This window comes from Streptomyces canus, assembly GCF_001514145.1.
Classification (GTDB): Bacteria; Actinomycetota; Actinomycetes; order Streptomycetales; family Streptomycetaceae; genus Streptomyces; species Streptomyces canus.
The window spans coordinates 18,086-40,419 of record NZ_KQ948661.1; the positions used below are offsets into that span (position 1 = coordinate 18,086).

Below are 22,334 nucleotides of genomic sequence, written 5' to 3' on the forward strand. Positions count from 1 at the left end.
AGGGCTCCCTGGAAGTTCAAGGCCGTCGGTGGTGGGGCGTGGTGGGGTCGCTGCGCGCCGTGCGGGGCCTTCGGATCCAGCGCCGGATCCAGGTGCGCCGGGGCGCTTGTGCTCGGGGTTCGCGTGCCGCGACGACGGGGGCCGGGCAGGCGTCGGTCAACCGGCGGATGGTCCACAGATTCATGGGGGCGGCTCGGGTGTTCGGGGGCGGCGGCCTCAGGACGGGACCGGAACGCCGGTCCGCTGTTCCGCGAGGGCCAGATAGACGTCGTCCAGCGTGGGTTCGGACAGCGAGATGCCCGTGATCTCCACTCCCGCGGAGTCGAAGGCCCGGACGGCCGCGGCCAGTCCGATGGATCCCTCGACCGCGGCGGTGACCGTCCCCATGGGTTCGCCCGGGCTGGGGTCGAGTCCCGCCGTGCGCAGGGCGGTCAGCGCGGCCGCGGTGGCTCCGGGGTCGGCGAGGGTGGCCCGGACCGTGCTGCCGCCCAGTTGTTCCTTGAGCTGGGCGACCGAGCCGTCCGCGACACAGCGGCCCCGGGAGAGCACCATGACCCGGTCGGCCAGCTGCTCGGCCTCCTCCAGGTACTGGGTGGTCAGCAGCACGGTGGTGCCCTCGCCCACCATGGTGCGGACGAGGTCCCACAGAGCGTTGCGGCTGACCGGGTCGAGTCCCGTCGTGGGCTCGTCCAGGAAGAGGACCTGGGGCCGGCCCACGAAGCTGCTGGCGAGGTCGAGCCGTCGGCGCATGCCTCCCGAGTACGTGCCCGCCACGCGGTCGGCCGCCTCGGTCAGCGCGAACATGTCCAGCAGCTGCTCGGCGCGCGCCGCCGCCTCCTTCTTGCCGGCGCCGAGCAGGCGCGCCACGAGCTGGAGGTTGGCACGGCCGGTGAGACTCTGGTCCACCGCGGCGAACTGGCCTGTCAGTCCGATGTGGCGGCGGACGTCCCGTGCTCTGCGGACCACGTCGAATCCGGCGATCAGCGCCGTCCCATTCGTGGGGGGCAGCACGGTGGCGAGAATACTCACCAGCGTACTTTTACCCGCTCCGTTATGACCGAGCAGACAGAGCACTCGCCCTTTTTCCATTCGGAAGCTGATGTCGTCGAGTGCCCGGGTGGCACCGAACGTTCTGCCCAGCTCCCTCGCTTCGATCATCACGTCACTCATCGATGCCGTTCCTCGCAGATAGCGGCTGGGACGCCTTTTGTGGAGGCAGGAAGATCCTGCAATCCCCGCTGTCAGCACCACAAGGAGAACTACAGCAAGCTGCCAGGGACCTGAGGCTTTCTTCCTTGTCAAAGGTCGGGCCGAGGTCAGGCTGACCAGTTCTTACCCCGCCAGCTGGCCGGTGCCGGAAGGCAGCACATCGGTCGACGGGGACAGCAGCCCGAGCTCGACGGCACGGGCTCCGGCCTGGAATCTGGAGTTCGCTCCCAGTTCACGCGTTATTTCGGCGACGTTGCGTCTGTAGGTGCGCACCGACACGCCGAGCTCGCGGGCCGCGGCCTCGTCCGTGCGGCCGGAACTGAGGGCCTGGAGGATGCGCCGGCCAAGCGCGCTGCGGGAGCGTTCGCTCAGGCGCCGGTGGTCGGAGAGCGCCGCGCTGCTCGACCAGGAGACGGTGAACAGGGTGCGCAGATTGCGCAGCACGGCCGGGGCCCGGACGACCACCGCCTCCCGCACGGCCACGCCGTTGCGGATCCACACCGCGCCGACAACGCTGTCAGCGAGGACCATTTCCTGCAAGGGCGCCCCGACCAGGCGGGTGTCCACGCCCGGGGCGTACTTGTCCAGGTGTTCCAGGAAGCGGCGGTCCCGCAGCAGACCGACCCGGCCGAGGAGCTTGACGTTCACTCCGCGCGTCACGGCCCGGCCCAGTTGGTCGACGAGCTGGTGGGTCTCGTCCTCGCCCTCTCCGGAGAGGACGACGGCCAGATGATGCCGGGCGGAGGCGATCATCTCCTCCGCGGCGACCCCCACGGAGGTCTCGTCGGGTTCCAGCGAGGCGACCAGCCGCTCCACGTTCCGGTGGCGGTCGACAGCGATTTCCACGAGTTTCCGGGCCTGCAGCAGCATGCCTTCGATTTCGTCACTGGAAGGCCTGGATTCAGAACGGCCTGCCCCTGTCGCGAAATCGGCGGCTATCTCGGAATTGACTGACGTACTGGGCACAGCTCCCCCTGAAGCTTGACCAATAGGAGTCCCCGTCAACCCGAGCGCCCTTGCACACCAAAGGCCCCCGGCACAGGGTGCTACTCATGCGAACAGCCTGAGAGAAACCTAGCGAGGAGCCGGACAGAGCCCATGGACAGGTATGCGAGCCGCACCTGTTACGTAGCGGACATTCCGCATTTCGACCTTCACCCCCGCTAAATAGACACAGGTGACAAACTGGACATCGTCTCGCGAGTCCGTCCGCAACTGCCTGTGCCATTCCCGTTGTTCCGACCGTACCCAGGACAGGTTCGTAACGTCAAATACCCCTGTCTGAAACAATTACGGGAAACCTCATTGCGATGACGAGGCCTTTCCTCATGACCCCATCAAGATCAATCAGTGCGAGCACCTCCGGCCCGTGCCGCACAACGGCCGGACCGGAGGTGGCAGCGGTTTCCGATTCAGTCCAGGGCGCCGTCGTAGTCGGGCAGTTTGAAGGTCCGCTCCGCGTGGCCTCCCACGAGATCCGTCGTGTTGTTCCCGATGTTGGCGATGATCGTGTATCCCCGGCCCTCGATCTCGGCGCGCTTCGCCGTCTTGAACTCGGCGGTGTCGCCGAAGAGATCACCGAGGCCCCGCTGGTACAGGCCCGCCACCGGATACCCGACCGACTGCAGGTTCGCCTTGGTGACGAACTCGATCAGGTCGGGACGCGCGGTGACGAAGAATATCGCCGCCCCCTTGCTGTGGGCGTACTGGGCCAGTTCCAGAGTCGGCTTGACCGCGGGGGTCGGGGGGAACAGCTGGAAGTGCGTCTCCAGCGAGGTGTTGTCGATGTCGAGGACGATCGCCGGCCTCTGCCCCGCGCTGTTGGCGAGCCGCTGCTGGACGTAGGGGCGGGCTTCGTCGATCACCTTGCGCACATCGCTCTGCCAGGTGTCGTAGTCCACCTCCGCCGCCGCGGCGCTCTGGGCCCGCACCGCGGCCGACCGGTCCTGGTCCGCCGGGGCCGCGTGTGCCTGCGTCGCCCCCGCCGCCCCCAGAACGAGCGTCGCCACAACGGTCGCCGCGGCTCTGCCCCTCGACGCGATCCTGGTCATTCGTCACTCCCTGGTGTCCGGTGCGCGACGGCCGGCCGGCCGTCGCGCAGCCGAACCTAAGAGGCCGGGAGGACCCTGGTGGCGGGTGTGACCGCAACCGGTGCCGAAAGCAACCCCCCACGCCGTCCGCACTCGCGAACTCATGCGTCTTTGCGCCACACAGGCCGAATCACTGGCAGGAAGCTGCCAGCCGGCGAACCCGAACAGTGTGTTCCCCGCCCCAGTCCCATCACCCTCGTCACCAACCGCATCACCCGGCGGACTGGGCGCGACAAGACATACAGGAAGAAGTGCATCCGCGAACGAGGTAAAGCCCGGGGGCCGGGGACTGGTCGGCACGGACAGCTTCCCTCTCGGGAGCCTGGACGAACGGCTCCGCGACGAGGCATGGCCCCCAGGCATCCACCCACCGGCCGACGACGCCAAGGGGACGCCCCTGGAACCCGGTGTTCACGTCACCCCTGAACGTCCCGGATGGTTCCAGCAAGTCCTCGCGCGCACCTCCGCCGCAGGGCTCACCGCCTTCGCCGGCGACGGAAACTCCACCGCTCCGTACCTCACCACGCGCCAGGGAAGCCGACGCTTCTCCGCCGGCATGGCCCATGCAGCCACCGACAGCGTCCAGGACGCCGCGTGCACACTGCTCGGCATCCCGTTCATTGGCACCGACCATGTCTTCCGACTCAACAGAACACGCGTGGAGGCATTCTCCGGAGCCCACGCCGACCTCTTCACCCACCTGAGCCGCGGCCGCCTGCAGCAGTACCGCAGCGATGTCCACGCTCTGCGCCCCAAGTCGCCTGCGGACACCTGGGATGAGGAATGGAACGGCCCCGTATCGAAACACCAGGACGGCTCGGTCCTAGCCATGCATCTGTTGGAGAATCCGGGGAGTGCGGGCGGCGTTGGGGAGAGCCTGGGGAGAATCGACTGCGTAGCCGCGCAGCAATCTGAAAGTTCCAGAAAGATGGATCAGACCAGGTCAGCCACGGTTTCAGCGACATCACTGCAGGTCAACGCCACCCGATAGACAACTTCAAGAAGATCTCGTCGTGAGCGGCGATTCTGTTCGCTCCGACGCTGGTCGGGACGGTCTACGGCATGAACTTCGAGCACATGCCGGAGTTGAGCCGGAGGTTCGGGTACCCCTTCACCATCGGGCTGATGGGGATTGTATGTACCAGTTTGTACGTCATCTTCAAGCGGCGGGATTGGCTCTGATCCCTCTCTTGTCGAGCTCAGTTCTTATGCGGCCTTTGCTCTCGCACCGGTCACGGATCGGGCCAGAACCGGCTCTGGGGAGTCCCTGGGGAGACGTGATGCGGGTGATCTCCTCTCCCTGCTCCTACTAGTTCTCTGGCCTGGGGTTTTGATACCCGTCGGGCGCTGGGGAGTATCTGGGGAGAATCGGCTGACTTGCACCGCGCCTACCGGCAGCGCACCGGGCCGCGGTAGGCGCCCGCCTTGCTACTTCCACATAGCGGGACAGCGTCGGGAGGTATCGCAGACAGTGACATCAGTGCGAGGTGGATCAGGCACTTCTCGGCGCCGCTGGTCCCCTCGCGGAACTGCCGGCGCTCGGCTGACAGACCGCCTCCCTGCGCATCCTCATCACAGACGGCGTACCGCGGCGCCGACTGAGCGAACTTCGGGACTGGTCGGAACCGCTGCCTGTCGCCAGGGACAACGACCAGGCACGGCTGGAATCCCGCGTGCTGCATGTTTTCGGCGAGGGACAAGGCCGCCCCCCTTTGGGCATCAGTGAAGTCCGCGGTCGCCAAGAGCGACAACACCTGTAGGCCATCTCCAAGACGCTCGGCGGCGGATTCGGCCGTGGCGGCCGGCTCGGGTCGTCCCAGCTGCCCATACGCGGAGAGCGCCAGTGAGTCCCTGCGGTAAAGGGGCACGAATTGGACCCACGTCTGCTCGCACTGCCTGGAGGCGGGAGCACCAGCCGCAGCCGGGTCACCGTGGGAGGGGACCGGGCCGGTTCCCCTCCGGGAAGCCGCACGTCATGGTCGCTCCCGCCGACCGATCAGCCCGGCCAGGGCCTGCGCACTCACCGAACCCGGGTCCACCCGCGTCGCCCCCGCCACCGGACGATCGGCAACGACCGCGAAGCGGACGCCCCGCGGATGTCCGGCGGCGAGCGTGGTCGCCACGGCTGCGCGCGCCCCGGCCCCGGTGGAGACGATCGTCGAACAGCGCAGTTGCACCAGGGTGTTGACGTAGGTCGCGCCGTCCGCTTCGTCCGGGAGATGGTAGCGCTGCACGACCACGCTCGACGTACCGCCCGCGGCCAACTGTCGCATCGCCGCCCACGTCCTCGCGACGCCCGGATCCGAGTCGGTGGACGTCAACAGACAAGCCCGGGTGGCGGTGTCGACATGGGAGACCGGCCGAGGTGGGCGGGCAGCCGCGGGGTCGGAGCCGAGCAGCCACACCAGAACCCCGATCACACCCGCCACAGCGGCGGCAGCAGCACCGAGCAAGGTCCACAGCCGAGTCCGGGAGAGATGAGGTGCGGTCGTCGCGGTCACGTGTTTCCTCTGCTCCACGAGTGCCGAGTTCAGTTCAGGGATTCGAAGAACGGGCGGTCGGGCGCGTGGTTGCGGGACCACACCGTCACGTCCTCGCCCCTGAGGTAGGCGAGCAACCACTCGCCGAACGTCATCTCGTGCAGAGTCCAGGCCGGGCTGTCGAGCTCCACCACCACGACCCGCCAAGGCGACGAGGGGGTGTCCGGAACGCGCAGGAAAACCCACTCCCCCGTCTTGGCCGAGGCCACCGGCATCAGCTCACCGGGGTTCGCGCCTGCCGGACTCGGCAGGTACTCCACCATGTCTTCCTCACGGAAGAGTTCGAGATCTCCCCTGATGGATTCTCCGAGGTTGTGCAGAAGGTGACCGGCGGGGTGCTCCAAGTAGAGCTGACCGTTGATTTCGACCGAACCGTAGGCATCCACGACCTCACGAAAGTCCGCCGGGAACTCGATGCCGAATTCCCGCTCCACTTCGATCCACGGCGCCGGGTCCGTCCAGTTGAATTCGTGCGGCCCCAACAAGGCCCGAATCTCTGCTGTCACCCGGTCAAAAACCCTCAAGGTCGCCGTCCTCGTCGAGCAGACGCGTTTCTTCTTCCCGCCATGACACGAACGTGGCCGGAAACTCCAGTTCGGCACCGAGCGGAGGACGGATCTCCCGCCGCACCAGGCGGAGCAGAAACTCCGCCATTCCCATGTCGTACTGGTGCTCCCCACGGCGGTTCCGGGGCCGGAAGACCACTCGCCACTCATCGGGCTCCCCCACGCACGTCCACAGGAAGTCGTCACCGGCTTCGTTCGACGCCCAGGTCAGCGTCCCGTCCTCCGGCGGCCACTCGGTTCCGTGGAGCAGATGGTCCTCGTAGGGGTAGCCGCCGAAGGCGGGGGTGAGAATGCCGATCGAGTCGCCGATGGCGCCCAGCCCGTACACCGCCACGAAGTCGCGGTAGTCGACCGGCAGTTCCCAGCCCGTCTCGGCGCGCAACGCCTCCCAGTCGACGGTGTCGCCGCCACCGGCGGGCGGCCGCATGACGCGGCCCAGTTCTTCGACAGCCCAGTGCATGGTGTCCTCGGGTCGATCGGGATCGTCGGTCATGAGGTGGGGACATCCCGGCCGGTGCGGGGGTCCACCACCGTGCCGAGGTTGCGCCAGCCCCGTGGCGTGTTCATCAGGTTGGGCACATCGCGCGTGGCGGTTCCAACCATGTTTCCTTCTTTGTCCCACGCCGTGGCCGTCATCACGTACGACTCCGGCGTGACTCGATTGCCCACGTATGTCGGGTGCACCGAGTACAGGACGGTCTCGCCTGCCTCCACCTGCTCCTGGACCTGGTTCTCGAATTGAACCATGTTGTCCATGGCTCCCAGGCCACCCCGCTTCGGGTAGGCGTTGGCGTCACGGCCACAGGTGGACAGGTTCCTCAGGTCTGTTCCGGAACCGGAGAGCTGGCTGCCCAGCAGGTGGCAGTTGTTCACCGACACCCTGGGCACGGCACCGAGGTGCCGGGCGTACCGCTGGGCCCATTTGTAGCCGGGCGGACGAACGTCCTTGGTCGTTTCCGATCCCGGATGGTCCTCCAGATACCGCTGGGTCAGGCACGCCGTGACGCCTTGGGCCCGGTTGCCGTGCGAGGCGTCGGTGTCCTCGGGGTCGACCCACCCCGCACCGTTCCTCGCGCACGTCGACGACTCGTCGTCGCGGGGAGCGCAGGCGCCCGTGACCATGCAGACGGCGGCGGTCGTGAGCCCTGCCGCGACTGCCGAGACCGCGTTGCGGACCGAATTGTCGATGTTGATACGGACCGTGGGTGGTTGTGCCGCGGACGAGATCGAGTGCACCTTCAGATGCGCCTTGCCGATCGACGCCGTGATCTTGATGGCGTGGGCGCGGATCGCCGCGCGGCGAGCGGCCTCCGCGGCGGCGGCCGCAGCTGCGGCTGCCCGGGCGGCGGCCGCGGCCTCGGCCGCGCTGACACCGGTACCGCCGCCTCCGCCGCAGTAACCGCAGTAGCCGCTGCCGCCGCCCCCACCTCCGCCACCGCCACCGCCCCCGGAGGACCGGCTGCCACTGCTGGTGCGGGTGCGGTTGTAGTGCTGCTGACAGGACATCGACCAGACCTCGGCGCACATGCCGTAGCTGCTCGTCGCGGCGCTGGAGTGGCTCGCGGTGGACGAGGAGGCGTGGCTGTGGGACGAGGAACTGGACGAACCCCAGGAGGACAGCGAACTCAAGCCGTCGGAGATGCTCTGGGACAGCGCCGAGCAGTACTTGATGCAGGTGCCGATCAGGGCCGAGCCCAGCAGATAGGCCCCGTAGCCCTCGCCGATGCAGAGGTCCTCCAGGCAGTGCCCGCTCGGATCCGTCCCGGTCAGGGGCTCGTCGTTCGCGTACGCGTAGTCGTTCGCGTTGACACTCTGCCCCACCGCCGAGTTGTCGACCGTGTCCGCGGAGTCGAAGCTCCCCGTCCCCGGCGCGTACCAGCGGGCGTGCATGTTCACGTCGCCGGTGCTCGCGTCCGTGAACTCGCTCTGGTAGCCGACGGTCCCGGTGAGCGTGGTGGAGAGAGTCGTGCCCCAGGGGTCGTAGCTCGCGGAACCGGTCAGCGCGGTGCCGGTGGCGGTGAACTGGCCGATGAGGTCGTCGTGCAGGTCGGTCAGGGCCAGGGTGGCCCCGCTCGCCGAGGACTCGCCGGTGAGGGCGCCGGAGGGGTCCCGGCTGTAGGCCGTGGTGTCGTCGGAGGCGAGGAGGTTGCCGGTGCCCGAGTAGGAGAGGTGCGCCGAGCCGACCGTGACGGCGCGGCCCAGCGCGTCGTAGGTGTAGGACGTGGATCCGGCGGTGACCTGCTGGCCGTAGGCGTCGAAGGTGTACGCCGTCGAGTCCCTCGACGCGAGCGTGCCCCGGGCCGTGTAGGCGTAGGTGTGCGTCCCGTCCGAGGTCAGCTGGTCGCGCGCGTTGTAGGTGTACGTCGTCGAACCCGCCGTCAGCCGGTTGCCGTCGGCGTCGTAGGTGTAGCCGGTGGTCGTGGAGCCGGTGGTCCAGGAGGTGAGGCGGTTCGCGTAGTCGTAGGCGTACGTATGGGTGGAGGCGCCCTGTACTCCGGTCGTGGTCTTGCCGGTGAGGTTGCTGTTGTCGTCCCAGTCGTAGGCGACCGAGGCGACGGTGGCGCCGGAGGCGGTGGCGAGTGTGTCGGTCTTCTCGCGGTGCAGGGCGTCGTAGCCGAAGGTGCGCACGTCGCCCGAGCCGCCGTAGGTGACCGTCCTGGGCTGGGACAGGCTGTTGTAGCCGTACGTCAGTGTCGTGCCGGTCGCCGCGTCCGTGTCGGTGCTGAGCCGGCCGTCGCTGTCGTAGGTGTAGGTGCTGGTGCCGGAGGCGTCGGTGCGGGTGAGCGGGGACTCGTCGGCGTTGTAGGTGAAGGACGAGCTGCCGGCCTGGCCGGAGGTGCTCAGGATGTCTCCGAGGGAGTTGGTGTCGTAGTACTCCCAGGTGTCGCCGACGGCCGACGCCACCAGGTCCCCCGTGAGGGAGTACTGGAAGGTGCGGGTGGCGGTGGGGGCGTCGGCTCCCGTGGCGCTCTGCGAGGTGAGGTCGTCGAGGGCGTCGTAGGTGTTGGTCGTCGTGACGCCGCCGGGGTCGGTCTGCGTCACGAGGCGTCCGCGCTCGTCGTAGGTGTAGCCGGTGGTCCGGTCGGCGTCGGCGGTGTAGCCGGAGACGGCCGGGACCTCCTTGCTCGCGGGCAGGCCGAGCGCGTTGTACGTGTAGTAGGTGGTGTCGCCGTTGCCGTCGGTGTAGGCGGTCCGGTGTCCGGCGGCGTCGTAGCCGTACCGGGTGGTGATGGAGGCGCTGTCGCCGACCGGCTCGGTCTGCCGGGTGAGGTCGCCGAGGGCGTCGTACGCGTAACTCGTCGTGTGGTGACGGGCGTCGGTGACGGTCTTCAGAAGACCGTTGTCCGTGTACGTCGCCGAGGTCGACGTCAGCGCGGTGCCGGCGGAGTCCAGGTTCGCGGTGGCGGTCCTGCGGCCGGCCGCGTCGTACCCGGCCGTCTGCGCGGTCTGGTCCGGCAGGAGCGTCTTGGTGAGGTCGCCGCGCAGGTCGTAGGTGTACGTGGTGGTGTCGCCGGTGGTGTCGGCGGCCGTGTGGGTGCGGCCCAGGGCGTCGTAGGTGTACTTCGCGGTGACCCCGCTGACGGAGGCGGTCTGCGCGACCAGCCCGGCGCTGTTGTACGTGCTGTCGGTCTCCTGCTTCGTCTGGGCGCCGGCCGAGGTGTACACGTACGCCCAGGTGCTGTTCGCACGGCCGAGGTCGTCGTAGGTGTGGTGGGTGACGGCGCCGTACGGGGAGGTCTCGGTGAGGCGGTTGCCCACGAGGTCGTAGGAGGAGGTGACGGTGCCGCGGGTGGCGGTGCCGGAGACCGTGATCGCCGGGTCGGTCTGCTTGACCAGGTCGCCCAGCTGGTCGTAGGCGTAGTCGGTCTCGCCCTTGGCGTCGGTCTCGCTGAGGACGTCGCCCTCGGCGTCGTAGGTCCAGGCGGTGGTGGGCGAAGTGCCGTTGTACGACGGCAGGGTGGTGCCCGTCCTGCGGCCGTCGCGGTCGTAGGCGGTGGCGGTGATACGGCCCTTGGGGTCCTCGGCCTCGGTGCGGTCGCCGAAGGTGTCGTAGCCGTCGTGGGTCATCGGGTAGACGGCGGCGGTGGTGCCCGTGCCGGGTGTGGTCTCGGTGATCGCGGGGCTGGTGGTCGTGGTGGGGCGGCCGGCCTCGTCGTTGGCGTAGGAGGTGACCTGGTTCTGCGCGTCGGTCGAGGTGACCCTCAGGCCGCGGTCGTCGTAGGTCGCCTTCGTGGTGAGGGTGAGGGAGCTGTCGACGTACTGGGCGGCGGACAGCGGGTCACCCGCCGCGTCATAGGTGTACGTCCACTTCTGGGCGGGGTTCCCGGCCGCGTCGGTCTGCGCGGACGTCAGGACGCGGGAGTCCGGGTCGAAGGTGTACGCGGTGCTCTGGGCCAGGCTGCCCGGGTCGGCCGTGGTGACGGTGGTGCGGTCGGCGGCGTCCACCGTGTACGTCGTGGTGAGGGTGCCGTTGGCCGTCGTCCTGGCGGTGAGGTTGCCCGCGTCGTCGTAGGTGTCCTGCTCGTCGACGTAGGCGGTGCCGGCGGAGCCGGTGCGGGTCGACTGCTCGACCAGGCCGTTGTCGTAGTAGGCGTAGGTGGTGGTCACCCCGATCGCGTCGGTGACCGTGTACAGCCGCCCGCCCTCGTCGTACGTCCGCGTCTCCAGCGGCTTGGCGGCCGGGGCGTCGGCGGTGTCGTCCGAGCCGGTGTAGTTGGTCAACGTGGTGGTCAGCGGGCTGCCGTTGGCGTCGTACGTGTACGCGTACACCTGGCCGTCGGGATCGGTCTCACCCGTCTTGTTGCCGTAACCGTCGTAGGTGTACGAGGTCCTGTACTGCTCGGGGTCGGTGACGGTCTTCAGCTGTCCGAAGTCGTCGTACGTACGCGATGTCGTCCGGGTGGCGTCCCCGCCGGTGGTGTCGGAGACGGCCGTGCTCAGCGTGTTGCCGTCCGCGTCATAGGAGTTGGTCGTCAGGGCGGTGTGGACGACCAACTGGTTCACGGCGTTCGTGGTGCCGGGATCCAGCTCGGTGAGCGTCCTGCCGAGGGCGTCGTAGGAGTAGCGGGTGACCAGGCCCCCGGGGTAGGTGTCGGAGACCTCGGTCTTCGTGAGCGCCCGACCGAGGGAGTCGTAGGTGAAACGGGTGATCAGGCCGAGCGGTGAAGTCTCCTGCGCCAGATCGCCGTTCGCGTAGTAGAGGTACGACGTCACCGCGCCGCCCGGCGTGGTCGTGGACGCGAGCAGACCCGTCGGCGCGACGGTCCCGGAGACATAACCGGCCGTACTGGAGTTCGTGTAGGTCTTCTTCGTCGCCAGCCCGGCGCTGTGGCCGGTGACTGCCGGAGTGGTCGAGGTCAGCAGATTGCCGTTGGTGTCATAGGTGTTGACGGTCCGGTAGGTGGAGTCCGTCGAGCTCGACGACCGTCCGCCGGACGAGGTGAGCATCTGGTCGTTGCGCGGGTCCGTGTCGGAGTCGGCGTTCAGGTAGTAACTGAAGTACGACGTCGAGCACTTGGAGGACGACTGGTCCTGGCAGGTGGTGCGGGAGACCACGTCACCACGGGAGTTGTGGCCGGTGGTGGTCACGTCCCCGTTGCCGTCGGTCGTCGTGTAGAGGAAGCCCGAGGTGTCGTAGCCGTAGGAGGTGGTGCCCCCCGTGCCGTCCGTGTCGGTCAGCATCCGGCCGCCGTTGGACAGGTCATAGGTGCTGGTCAGCGTCTTCTGCCCCGGGTCCGTCACCGCCACGGACTCCGTGGCGACAGTGCCCGTGGACTGCTTGTAGGCGTTCCACTGGCTCGCGACCTGAGCGGACGTCAGATTGTGGTCGTAGAAGGCAACTTCCGCGAGCGATCCCTTGAAGTGGCTGACCTCGCCCGGGGAGTCGAGCCAGCTCTTGGCGAAGCCCGCGCCGATGTAGGTGTACGCGTTGGACTGGTCGGCCGGCGTGCCGGAGAAGGTGTCCTGCTTGGTGCCGTCGAGGAACAGCGCCTGGCTGTCGTTGTCGCAGCTGAGCACCGCGTAGTGCCAGGCGTTGTCGGTGACCGTCCCCGTGGAGCCGAAGTCGGCGCTGCCGGAACCGCTCACGCTCCACCAGTGACCGTGGAGCTTGCCGTCCGAACCCACGTACAGCACCGGCGTCCAGGTGCCGGAGGCCGCTGTGGCGCCGTCGATCGCCACCGACTGGTCGCCGATCAGCACACCGGAGGTGGAGGTCTTGAACCAGATGCCCACCGAACGCTTGGTGCCGGAGTGCAACAGCTCGGGCGGGACGGCGACATAGGAGTCGGTGCCGTCGAAGGAGGCCGCGGTGCTCGCGGTGCTGTCCTTCGCGCTGAACGGACCGCTGACGCCGAGGGTGACGTTGTTGTACGTGCCGTCGCCGCCGTTGACCTCGTCGGCCGCGTAGGTCGCGGACCCGTCGTCGTCGGCGTCGCCGAGCTGCCAGTACCCGGCGGGGTCGGCGCCGAGCACGGTGCCGCGGAAGACGGCGCTGGAGCCGGCCACCGTCGGGGTACCGAGGTGCCAGGTGCCGCCGTGCTCGTCGGTGACGTCGGTCAGCCGGTCGGCCGCGGTGTCGTACGAGACCGTCGCGACGGTACGTCCCGCCGGGCTCGCGGCCTTGGTCAGCAGGGCCGCGCTCGCGGTGCCGCTCGCGTAGAGGTCGCCGGCCTGCGAGGCGGTGATCGGGTGGCTGTAGAAGGAGACGTCGGCGAGGGAACCGGTGAAGTAGCTGACGTCGCCCGGGGAGTCGATCCAGGAGGCGGCGAATCCGGCGCCGATGTAGGTGTAGACGTTGTCCTGGTCGTCGGGGGTGCCGGAGAAGGTGTCCTGCTTGACGCCGTCCAGGTAGAGGGTCTGCGTGGCGCCGTCGGAGCTGAGCACCGCGTGGTGCCAGGTGTTGTCGGTGACAGTGCCGGTGGAGCCGAAGTCGGAGCTGCCGGAACCGCTCACGCTCCACCAGTGGCCGCGCAGCTTGCCGTCCGAACCCACGTACAGCACCGGCGTCCAGGTGCCCGAGGCCGCCGTGCCGCCGACCGCCTTGGACTGGTCGCCGATCAGGACGCCCTTCTTGGACGTCTTGAACCACAGGGAGACCGCGCGGGTGGTGCTGGCGTGCAGCACCCCGGCCGGGACCTTGACGTAGCCGGTGCCGGCGAGGGTCGTGGCGGTGGCCGAGGACCCGGTGAGCGGGCCGGCCGTGGAGCCGAGCGTGGCGTTCTTGTAACTGCCCGCGTCCGTCTGCTCGTTGGCCAGTACGGAGGAGGCGGCTGTGGTGCTGCCGGAGTCCTCGCCCAGACGCCAGTAGCCGCTGGGGTCGGCGTCCAGGGCGGCGGAGGGGTAGTTGGAGCCGTTGACGTAGGTGTAGGCGTAGCAGGAGGCCGACGCGGTGGCCGGGCTCGTGGCCGCCGGCGGGCAGACCGAGGTGAGCCGGTCGCCGGTGTAGCCGTAGGTCCACCGGGCCGCCGTGGAGGTGTCGCCGCTGGTGGCCGCGTCCGTGGTGACGGTCTGCACGTGGTAGTGGGCGGCGCTCGACGGCTTGGCCCAGGTGAGGAACAGGGTGCGCCCGGAGACGTCGTTCTTGACGGTGCTCAGCCGGTGCGAGGAGTCGTAGGTGAACGTCTCGGTCAGGCCCGCGTGCGTCTTGATCTGCGACAACAGCCAGATGTTCGTGCCGCCCGAGGTGCCGAAGGTGTACGTCGTTCCGGTCGTCTCGGTCAGCGAGTACCCGGCGGACAGTGCCTTGAAGGTGCTGTACGTGCCGATCGGCGGGGTGTATCCGGAGGAGGACCAGCCCCAGCGCTGCTGCGTGCCGCCGTCGTCGGTGACGACCACGCTCTTGGAACCGTCGTCGTCCATGACCGCGCGCATGTCCGCGAGCGCCGACCACCCCGCGCCGAAGGCCCCGGAGGTGCTGGTGTCCAGGGAGTTGTAGGAGCGGGTCACATCCAGGGACGGGCCGACGGTGGAGACGGAGGCGTCGGTGGCGGCCGTGGTGAAGTTCCCGGCCTCCTCGTCGTAGCCGTGCCCGCCGTTCTGCGCGAGCCGGGAGGCGATCAGGGGCTGTGCCACCAGGGTGGACAGGGACTGGGTGGCGCTGGTCGTGGTGGACCAGCCGTCGTTCGCGGAGACCGTCCAGTAGTACGACTTCGACCAGTCCAAGTCACCCGACGGCACTGTCCACTTGGTGGAGGTCTGCCAGCCGGAGGTGTCGATCTGCGTACCGGAGGAGGAGTAGACCGCGAAGTCGTACTTGAGCGGGGTGGTGGGCCAGGAGTCCGGGTCGACCGCCTTCACCTGGAGCTGCGGACGCAGCGAGGGGGAGGTGAAGTTCACCTTGGGATAGGTGTGTTCGATGTCTGGGGCGGAGTTCTTGCTGTACGTCACCGTGATGTAGGGCGCGTGGCTGTCGACCTGGGAGGAGTCGAACTTCTTCCACTGGTTCGAGCTGGTCCCCGAGGAGAACACCGACAGGCCGTAGTTGCTGGTCTGGCCGAGGGCGATCTTCTGGAACCAGTCGGTGTCCAGGTCGGTGGTCTGCCACTGGCCGGTGCCCGTGGACACGGACGTGTTGCCGCACACCGTGCCGGAGACCGTGCCCGACCAGGTGCCTATCGAGGAGGACGTGGCGGGCCGGTCCGACCAGGACTTCTGGCCGGTCACCCACCACTGCTCGGTGATCGGCAAGACGTTGTACGAGGTGGACGAACTGCACGTGTACGCCCACACGTTGAACAGATGCAGGTCGGCGTCGGTGATGTGGTAGCCGTCGGTGTCCGGCAGTCCTAGGAACTTCATGAACGCCTGGCCGATGTACGAGCCGCCGTCCGGGGTGCCGACGCGCAGGATCGTGTCCGAGGAGTAGTCGGCGGTGTTCGGGTAGTAGACGTACGTCGTGAGGGTCTGCCCGGCGGTGGTCACCGACATCGTCGGGTCCACGGTGACCGGGAAGGCGATGTCGGAACCGGCGAGCCACGAGGGGTCCAGCGTCATCTTCACGGCGGGGGTGCCGTCGACCTCGGTGACGCTGTAGGTCATGGCCCAGTTGTCGTGGGACTCACCGGTCGTGGGGTCGACGTGGGAGTCGCGGGCGAAGGGCTGCGGGAGAGTGGCCATTACCGCGCCGTCGCCGTCGACGAGTTCCACCGTGCCGTCGGAGGCGGTGGTCAGCTTCAGCCCCTTCAGGGTCATCGGGAAGGCCCAACTGGTCGGCGCGTTCGCCGAGTTCAGGACGAGGGACTCCTTGACGCCGTCGGCGGTGGGGGTGAGCACGAGGTCGGTGTCGGGGAGTACGCCGTCGTACGTGACGGAGGAGCCCGAGGCGGTGCCGGTGACCGCGTCGGCGCCGGCCAGCGACCAGGACACCGACTCGCTGTCGGAGAGGGTCAGGGTGGCCAGGTCGCCCTGGGCGGAGGTGCCGGAGGTGACGGTCGGGCTGGGGCTCGGGGTGTCGTCCGCTGCCGTCTGCCAGGTGAAGGCAGCCGGTTCGACGGATCCGCCGGTCTCCACCGTGCCGGTGGCGGGCGCGAAGGACACTCCGAGGGAGTTGGACCTCTCGTGCCAGCGGCCGTCGGAGCGCTTGGCCACGTCGGTGTCGATGGACTGCCAAGTGCCGGACTTGTCCTGGTAGTTCATCCGGTTCTCGGACATCTTGCGGGTGAAGGACCCGTCGGCGTTCTGGAAGTAGTCGAACTTGGCCCCCGACTTGGCGGCGACCCGCTTGCTGGTCCTCGTGTCGAAGCCGACGGGCACCTTGCCGGACAGCGTCCGCTTCGCCGCGGTGCCGCTGGGCGCCCGGTCGGCGGCGAGTTGCCCCTTGCCCTTGCCCGGCGCCCGCCCGGCGGGGTGCCCCTCGGCGGCCTGCGCCGCGCGGACGTCGGAGGCCGAGCCGGTCTTCGAGCGCGGGCCCGAACCGTCCTTGCCCGCCAGCCACTCCCACAGGTGGCCGAGCCCCGAGCCCACCGACACGGACGGCTTCGTGGCCGCGTAGGCGGCGCCGCCCTCCTGCGCCCAGAAGCCCAGCAGCAACGACATCACGACGATCCACGCACGCCAGCGCGCCACCGGACGCATCGCCCCCCCGTTCTTCGATCACGCGTTCTTTCAGCTGCAAGTTGTAAGAGCCACGTGAAGACGGGATCAAGATCCTTTAATGAGTGCGGGGAGAACACACACCGGAACAAGGGGAAACGCACAGCTTGCGATCCGCCGTTCACCTCGGTTCGACCTACGGTCCACCTGAGACGTCGTCTCATTTGGCCCTAAGAAGGGCCGGAAGTCAGGTGTCTCGGGTGGTAGGCACCTGGTGCAGGGCTCGGCAGTTGGCAGACTTACGGGGTGTTTCCTCAGCGCCCGTTCGCCCTGTCTGGTCCACGCATTCGCCTGGAACCGCTGTCCATTGAGCACGCTGAGGGGTTATGGGCCGCGGCGGACGACGAGGTCTTCGCCAAGTTGCCGTACGACCGCCCGCGGCTACGACTGCCTGCAGGCGATCCCGATGCGGCTGCAGGAGCGACCGCTGGGAGCACTCACGCTGCTACGGCGACACCCCGGCCGCCTGAGCGACGACGACGTCCACCTGGCGCAGGCCCTCGCGGACTCCGCGGCGCTGGCCCTGATGCACTGGTCCACCGAGCCCGCCCGGGCCGACGACGTCATCACCCGCGTGCAGAGCGTCATCGCCTCCAAGGCCACCATGGAGATCGCCAAGGGCATGATCGCCCAGTACGCGGACACCACCATCACCGAAGCCTCGCACCTGCTCACCGCCTACGCGCGGCAGCGGCGAATCCGCCTCAGCGAGACCGTCCAAGCTCTGGTCAACCGCGACATGCATCCGGCCGCCGTCGCCGAGGCAAAGCCCCGGACGTGACGCGCACCCGTGTCGACCGCCGCGGTTGACCGTGCAGCGGCGTGCGCGGCGGTGTGGAACTGGACGAGGGCAAACCTGGGGCCGCTCGGCGTCCGGCCGTGGAGGACTGGGGTGTCACCCCGGTTCGAGCGCGCCGGAACTCGGGTTGTGTGAGTCACTGCCGGAACGGCACGTCGCCACCCAGGAGGACCGAGACATGACCATGCCGATCCCCGTCTGCTTCATCCACGGGCTGTGGCTGCACAGCGCCTCCTGGCAGCCGTGGATCGACCTGTTCCGCAAGGAGGGCTACGACCCGTCCGCCCCGGGCTGGCCGGGCGACCCCGACAGCGTCGCCGAGGCCCGGGCGAACCCGGAGAGCATCGCCGACCACGGCATCGACGATGTCGTGGAGCACTATGCGGCACTGATCGCCGAGTTGCCGGTGCCGCCCGTGCTGATCGGTCACTCCTTCGGCGGCATGATCGCGCAGAAGCTGCTCGGTCAGGACCGCGCCGCCGCGGCCGTAGCGATCGACGCCGCGCAGATCAAGGGCGTCCTGCCGCTGCCGCTGTCGGCGCTCAGGGCCACTCTCCCGGTGTTCAGGAACCCCGCGAACAAGCGCCGCGCGGTGTCCCTGACCGCTGAGCAGTTCCGCTTCGCCTTCGGCAACGCGGTCTCCGAGGAGGAGTCCGCGGCGCTGTACGAACGCTGGACCATCCCCGCCCCCGGCAAGCCGCTCTACGAAGCGGCCTCCGCCAACTTCAACCCGCACTCCGCGGCGAAGGTCGCCACCGGGAACGACGGACGGGGCCCGCTGCTGCTGATCTCGGGCGGCAAGGACCACACCGTTCCCGAGACCGTCACCCGCGCGACCCTCAAGCAGTACCGGCACTCCGACGCCGTCACCGACATCGTCGGCTTCCCCGACCGCGGGCACTCCCTGACCATCGACAGTGGCTGGCGCGAGGTCGCCGAGACGGTCCTGGCCTGGCTGGGCCGGCAGAACCTGGGGAACGCGCGATGACGTCGAGCACCTTCGGGCCCGCCGCCTTCGACCTCGGTCTGACCGGGCGGAGTGCCGTGGTCACCGGGGCCGGGCGCGGGATCGGTCTGGCGATCGTCGAGGCACTTCTCGGCGCCGGCGCCCGCGTCGTCGCGGGTTCGAGACGACGTACCGATGCCCTCGACGCCCTGGTCAAGGGCGGCGCCGAACTCACCGTCGTGGAACTGGACCTGACCGAGCCCGGCGCCCCGGCCGCGCTGGTGGCGGAGGCGGTCGCCGGGTACGGCGGCGTCGACGTGCTGGTGAACAACGTCGGCGCGGTGCGTCCGCGCGTGGACGGTTTCCAGGCCGTGTCCGACGCCGACTGGGACTGGTCCTTCACGATCAACTTCATGGCCGCCGTGCGGGCCACCCGTGCCGCGCTGCCTCACCTGATCGCGAGCGGCGACGGGCGGATCGTCACCGTCTCCTCGGTCAACGCCCGACTGCCCGATCCGCTGGTCATCGACTACAGCGCCGCCAAAGCAGCGCTGACGAACTTCTGCAAGGCCCTGTCCAAGCAGGTCGGGCCGGACGGCGTCCGCGTCAACACGGTGAGTCCCGGGCCGGTCGAGACCGCGCTGTGGAAGGGCGCGGGCGGTGTCGCCGACACCGTCGGGCAGTCGCTGGGCGTCGATCCGGGCGAGGTCGCCCGCAACGCCGCCGGGGCGGCGGCCACCGGGCGCTTCAGCACCCCGGCCGAGGTCGCCGACCTCGTGCTCTACCTGGCGAGCCGGCGCTCGGGGAACATCACCGGCGCGGACTTCCTGATCGACGGCGGCATGATCGACGCCCTCTGACGGACTCCTTCCCTGACACCGGGCCCGGCCTCCGCACGGACCGTGCGGAGGCCGGCGACCTGGGCGCGGTGATCGCCTCGACCGACGCGTTCAAGCGCGGACGACCGGGCCCGCCACCGACTTCGTGACGGAGAAGGGGGTGCGAGGACGCCGGATGCCTCAACTCTGCCGTGCGGGCGACCCGAATGCCGGCAGCCCTCCGGCGTCACCGGGTGGCCTCCTTGGCACAGCCGGCCGCCCCGGCCCGCCGGCGCGTCGGTCGGCGGACCGCCGCTGCAACAGGCCGACGCGGACGTGCCGTTGTGGGCAGCCGCCGGGCTTCTGGCCGACCGCGCCCAGGGGCGGTTCCGAAGCGCCGTACGGACACCGCCTTTTTCGGGGCAGTACTCTGACCTTCCAGACAGACCGAGTCCGGGGACCGGCTGATGGGGGGAACGTGGAGCTCATCGGCCGGGGCGACCAGCTGGATCTGTTGCGCCGATTGCTCGCCGATCCGCGGAGCCACGGGAGCTCGCTGCTGGTCCGTGGGGCGCCCGGAATCGGGAAGACGGCGTTGCTCGCCGAGACGGCCGCTCTCGCCGAGGGGCTCGGCTACCGGATTCTGCGCACCAGCGGCGTCGAGGCCGAGAGCGACATCCCCTACGCCGGTCTGCAACTCGTTCTCCGCCCGTTGGCCGCGGGAGCCGCCGAGCTCGCCGCGCCGCACCGGCAGGCCCTGGACACCGCCCTGGGGCACGCCGAGACCGCTGTCCCGGACGTCTTCCTGGTCGGTCTGGCGGTTCTCAACCTCCTCGCCGACGCTGCCGCGGCCGCTCCGGTGCTGGTCCTGGCCGACGACGTCCAGTGGCTCGACGACGCCACCGCCGGCGTCCTGGCCTTCGTGGCGCGCAGGATCGGCACGGAGCCGGTGGTCATGGTGGGAGCCGCCCGCGACGGCTACCGGTCCCGGCTGGGCCCCGACGAACTCACCTCCGTGACCCTGGCCCCGCTCACCGACGGCCAGGCCGCGGAACTCCTGGCGGACCACGCTCCGGACCTGCGTCCGACGGCGCACCGCCGACTGCTGGCCGAGGCGGCCGGGAACCCCTTGGCCCTGACGGAGCTGTCGCGCACCCTCGGCGCGTCGGCCGATCCGCACGTCTCCCAACTGCCCCTAACCGAGCGGCTCGAGCGGGCCTTCACCGACCGCCTGGAGACCCTGCCGGACATCACCCGGGCCCTGCTGCGAATCGCGGCTCTCGACGACAGTCCCTCGCTTCCCGAGATCTACACCGCGACCCGGCAGCTGACCGGCGCGACGGTCTCGGCCGCGGAGCTCGACCCGGCCGTGCGTGCCCGGCTCGTCCACGTCGTCGGCACCGAGCTGCGCTTCGGGCATCCGCTGATGCGGTCGGCGATCCAGCAGACCATGCCCGGCGGCGTCCGCCGCGCCGCGCACGCCGCCCTCTCCGCCGTACTCGATCAAGAGCCGGACCGACAGCTGCGTCACCGGGCCGCCGCGGCCGACAGTCCTGCGGAGGCGGTTGCCGCCGCGTTGGAGGACGCCGCTCACCGGGCGGCGCGCCGTGGCGGCATCGCGGCGGCCGTCACGGCCCTCGAACAGGCCGCCGCCCTCAGCGAGGACGTCGGCCACCGAGCGGAACGGCTGTTGCGGGCGGCCGACTTCGCCGTCGAGCTCGGCCGGCCCGAGACGGTGACCCGGCTGCTGGACCAGGCGCTCACCGGCCCGCTGTCGCGGCGGCAGCACGCCACGGTCGTCTGGCTTCGCGGTAGCTTCGACGAGGGACTGCACGGCCACTCGTCCGGCGCCGTCTCCCTGACGGCCCTCGCCGAGGAGATGGCCGCGGAGGACCGCCCGCTGGCGCTGCGGATCCTGTGGAGCGCCGCGCAACTGTGCTTCTGGTCCGAACCGGGGGCGGAGGGACGCCGTGGGGTCCTTCAGGCCGTGGAGCGGATGGAGCTGGACGAACTCGATCCGTGGCGGCTGGCCATCAGTGCCTACGCCGCGCCGGTCGATCGCGGCGCCTTCGTCCTGGACCGTGCCCGGCACGTCGCGCTGAAAGAGGGTGACGACGGCCGCGCCTACCGCATGCTCAGCACCGCCTCGCTGCTGGTCGGCGGCTACGACCTGGCCCGGGTGTTCTCGACGGCGGGCGGTGCGCCGCTGCGTGTCCAGGGACGGCTGGGACTCCTGGCCCGTACGGTCGGTGCGGACGCGTGGAGCGCCCTGGTGGTGGGCGACCTCGGTGCGGCGATCGCCGCGACCGAGGAATCACGACGGCTGGCGCGCGAGACCAGCCAGACCATGATGTACGCGTTGATGACCGCCACCGCGGCCAAGCTGGCCGCGCTGCGCGGTGAGGTGGACTCCGCCCTGCGGCTGGCCGAGGAGGCGGAGGGGATCGGGCTTCCGGCCGGGGCGCGTCCGGTGCTGGCCACCGCGACGACGGCGCGCGGGCTGGCCGCGTTGGGCACCGGGCGCTTCGAGGAGGCCTTCGGTCATTTCCGCCGGCTCCACGATCCGGCGGACCCCGCCTTCCAGGTCGCCCTGCGGCTGACGACCGTGGGCGACCTCGTGGACGCGGCGACGCACTGCGGGCGGCCGGCAGCCGTGCTCCCGTTCGTGACGGAGCTGGAAGAGGTCGCCGAGGTGACCCCCGCGCCGGTGCTGCACGCCGACCTGCGTCTGGCCCGGGCCCTGCTGGCCGCCGACGAGGACGCCGACCCGCTCTTCACGGCCGCGTTGGGCGCCGATCTCAGCGCGTGGCCCCTGATCAGGGCCCGGACCCACCTGGCCTATGGCGAGTGGCTGCGGCGCCGCCGGCGCAGTGTCGAGTCCCGCGACCACCTCCGGGCGGCCCGCGACATGTTCGACGCGCTCGGCGCGATCCCCTGGGGGGAGAAGGCCCGCCGGGAACTGCGGGCCGCGGGTGAGACCAGCCGCCGCCGGGCCCCGGACGCCCGGGACCAGCTGACCGCCCACGAGTTGCAGATCGTCCAGCTCGCCGCCGACGGGCTGACCAACCGCGAGATAGGCCAGCGGCTGTACCTGTCGCACCGCACCGTCAGCTCGCATCTGCACCGGATCTTCCCCAAGCTGGGCGTGGTCTCGCGTGCCGAGCTGCGGTCGGTCGTCAGCGCCCTGTCCTGACCACCGTCACATGACGCTCGCTGCCGACCGCACGGCGCTCCTAGCGTTCCCCTCACAGGGTGTCGACGAGTGGGGGGAGCG

General features: G+C 69.6%; 12 protein-coding genes and 1 pseudogene. 6 read left to right on the plus strand and 7 right to left on the minus strand.

Annotated features, from left to right (window positions below; translation table 11 throughout):
* Window positions 1–216: 216 nt before the first annotated feature.
* The 3 genes from AQJ46_RS19970 to AQJ46_RS19980 form a co-directional block, all read right to left on the minus strand.
* On the minus strand, window positions 217–1,170 hold the full coding sequence (locus AQJ46_RS19970) for an ATP-binding cassette domain-containing protein (RefSeq protein WP_059206897.1): 954 nt from the start codon (window positions 1,168–1,170) through the stop codon (window positions 217–219).
* A 162-nt stretch (window positions 1,171–1,332) separates the two neighbouring features.
* Window positions 1,333–2,079: a helix-turn-helix transcriptional regulator gene (locus tag AQJ46_RS19975; RefSeq protein ID WP_059206898.1), complete on the minus strand. Its 747-nt coding sequence runs from the start codon at window positions 2,077–2,079 to the stop codon at window positions 1,333–1,335.
* Between the two features lie 542 nt (window positions 2,080–2,621).
* Complete coding sequence (locus tag AQJ46_RS19980; protein WP_059206899.1) at window positions 2,622–3,260, minus strand: HAD family acid phosphatase; 639 nt, start codon at window positions 3,258–3,260, stop codon at window positions 2,622–2,624.
* Window positions 3,261–3,855: 595 nt separating this feature from the next.
* Here AQJ46_RS19980 and AQJ46_RS19985 point away from each other — a divergent pair.
* The gene (locus AQJ46_RS19985) at window positions 3,856–4,290 is read left to right on the plus strand and encodes a hypothetical protein (protein WP_059206900.1); all 435 of its coding nucleotides are present in this window, start codon (window positions 3,856–3,858) and stop codon (window positions 4,288–4,290) included.
* A pseudogene (locus AQJ46_RS52305) lies at window positions 4,290–4,481 on the plus strand (CorA family divalent cation transporter); the annotation flags it as partial. The gene AQJ46_RS19985 and the pseudogene AQJ46_RS52305, both read left to right, overlap by 1 nt.
* Window positions 4,482–5,272: 791 nt before the next feature.
* On the opposite strand, the gene AQJ46_RS19995 reads toward AQJ46_RS52305, so the two are convergent.
* From AQJ46_RS19995 to AQJ46_RS20010, 4 genes are read right to left on the minus strand one after another with little or no spacing between them, the layout of a single operon-like run.
* Window positions 5,273–5,800: a hypothetical protein gene (locus tag AQJ46_RS19995; RefSeq protein ID WP_159064041.1), complete on the minus strand. Its 528-nt coding sequence runs from the start codon at window positions 5,798–5,800 to the stop codon at window positions 5,273–5,275.
* Window positions 5,801–5,829: 29 nt separating this feature from the next.
* Window positions 5,830–6,363, minus strand: a complete 534-nt coding sequence (locus tag AQJ46_RS20000) for an SMI1/KNR4 family protein (RefSeq protein WP_225887365.1) — start codon at window positions 6,361–6,363, stop codon at window positions 5,830–5,832.
* Complete coding sequence (locus AQJ46_RS55485) at window positions 6,350–6,898, minus strand: hypothetical protein (protein ID WP_059206904.1); 549 nt, start codon at window positions 6,896–6,898, stop codon at window positions 6,350–6,352. Before AQJ46_RS55485 ends, AQJ46_RS20000 begins: the two co-directional genes overlap by 14 nt.
* Window positions 6,895–16,470: a LamG-like jellyroll fold domain-containing protein gene (locus AQJ46_RS20010; protein ID WP_159064042.1), complete on the minus strand. Its 9,576-nt coding sequence runs from the start codon at window positions 16,468–16,470 to the stop codon at window positions 6,895–6,897. The genes AQJ46_RS55485 and AQJ46_RS20010 overlap by 4 nt, the downstream gene beginning before the upstream one ends.
* A 241-nt stretch (window positions 16,471–16,711) precedes the next feature.
* Here AQJ46_RS20010 and AQJ46_RS20015 point away from each other — a divergent pair, with 241 nt between their 5' ends.
* From AQJ46_RS20015 to AQJ46_RS20030, 4 genes are all read left to right on the plus strand, one after another.
* Window positions 16,712–17,278, plus strand: a complete 567-nt coding sequence (locus AQJ46_RS20015; protein ID WP_349239204.1) for an ANTAR domain-containing protein — start codon at window positions 16,712–16,714, stop codon at window positions 17,276–17,278.
* 196 nt (window positions 17,279–17,474) lie between these two features.
* Entirely contained in the window at window positions 17,475–18,284 is an 810-nt protein-coding gene (locus tag AQJ46_RS20020) for an alpha/beta hydrolase (protein WP_059206907.1), read from the plus strand.
* On the plus strand, window positions 18,281–19,102 hold the full coding sequence (locus AQJ46_RS20025; RefSeq protein ID WP_059206908.1) for an SDR family NAD(P)-dependent oxidoreductase: 822 nt from the start codon (window positions 18,281–18,283) through the stop codon (window positions 19,100–19,102). The genes AQJ46_RS20020 and AQJ46_RS20025 overlap by 4 nt, the downstream gene beginning before the upstream one ends.
* A gap of 436 nt (window positions 19,103–19,538) precedes the next feature.
* A complete protein-coding gene (locus tag AQJ46_RS20030) occupies window positions 19,539–22,253 on the plus strand; it encodes an AAA family ATPase (protein ID WP_059206909.1) in 2,715 nt (904 codons plus the stop codon).
* Window positions 22,254–22,334 lie beyond the last annotated feature (81 nt).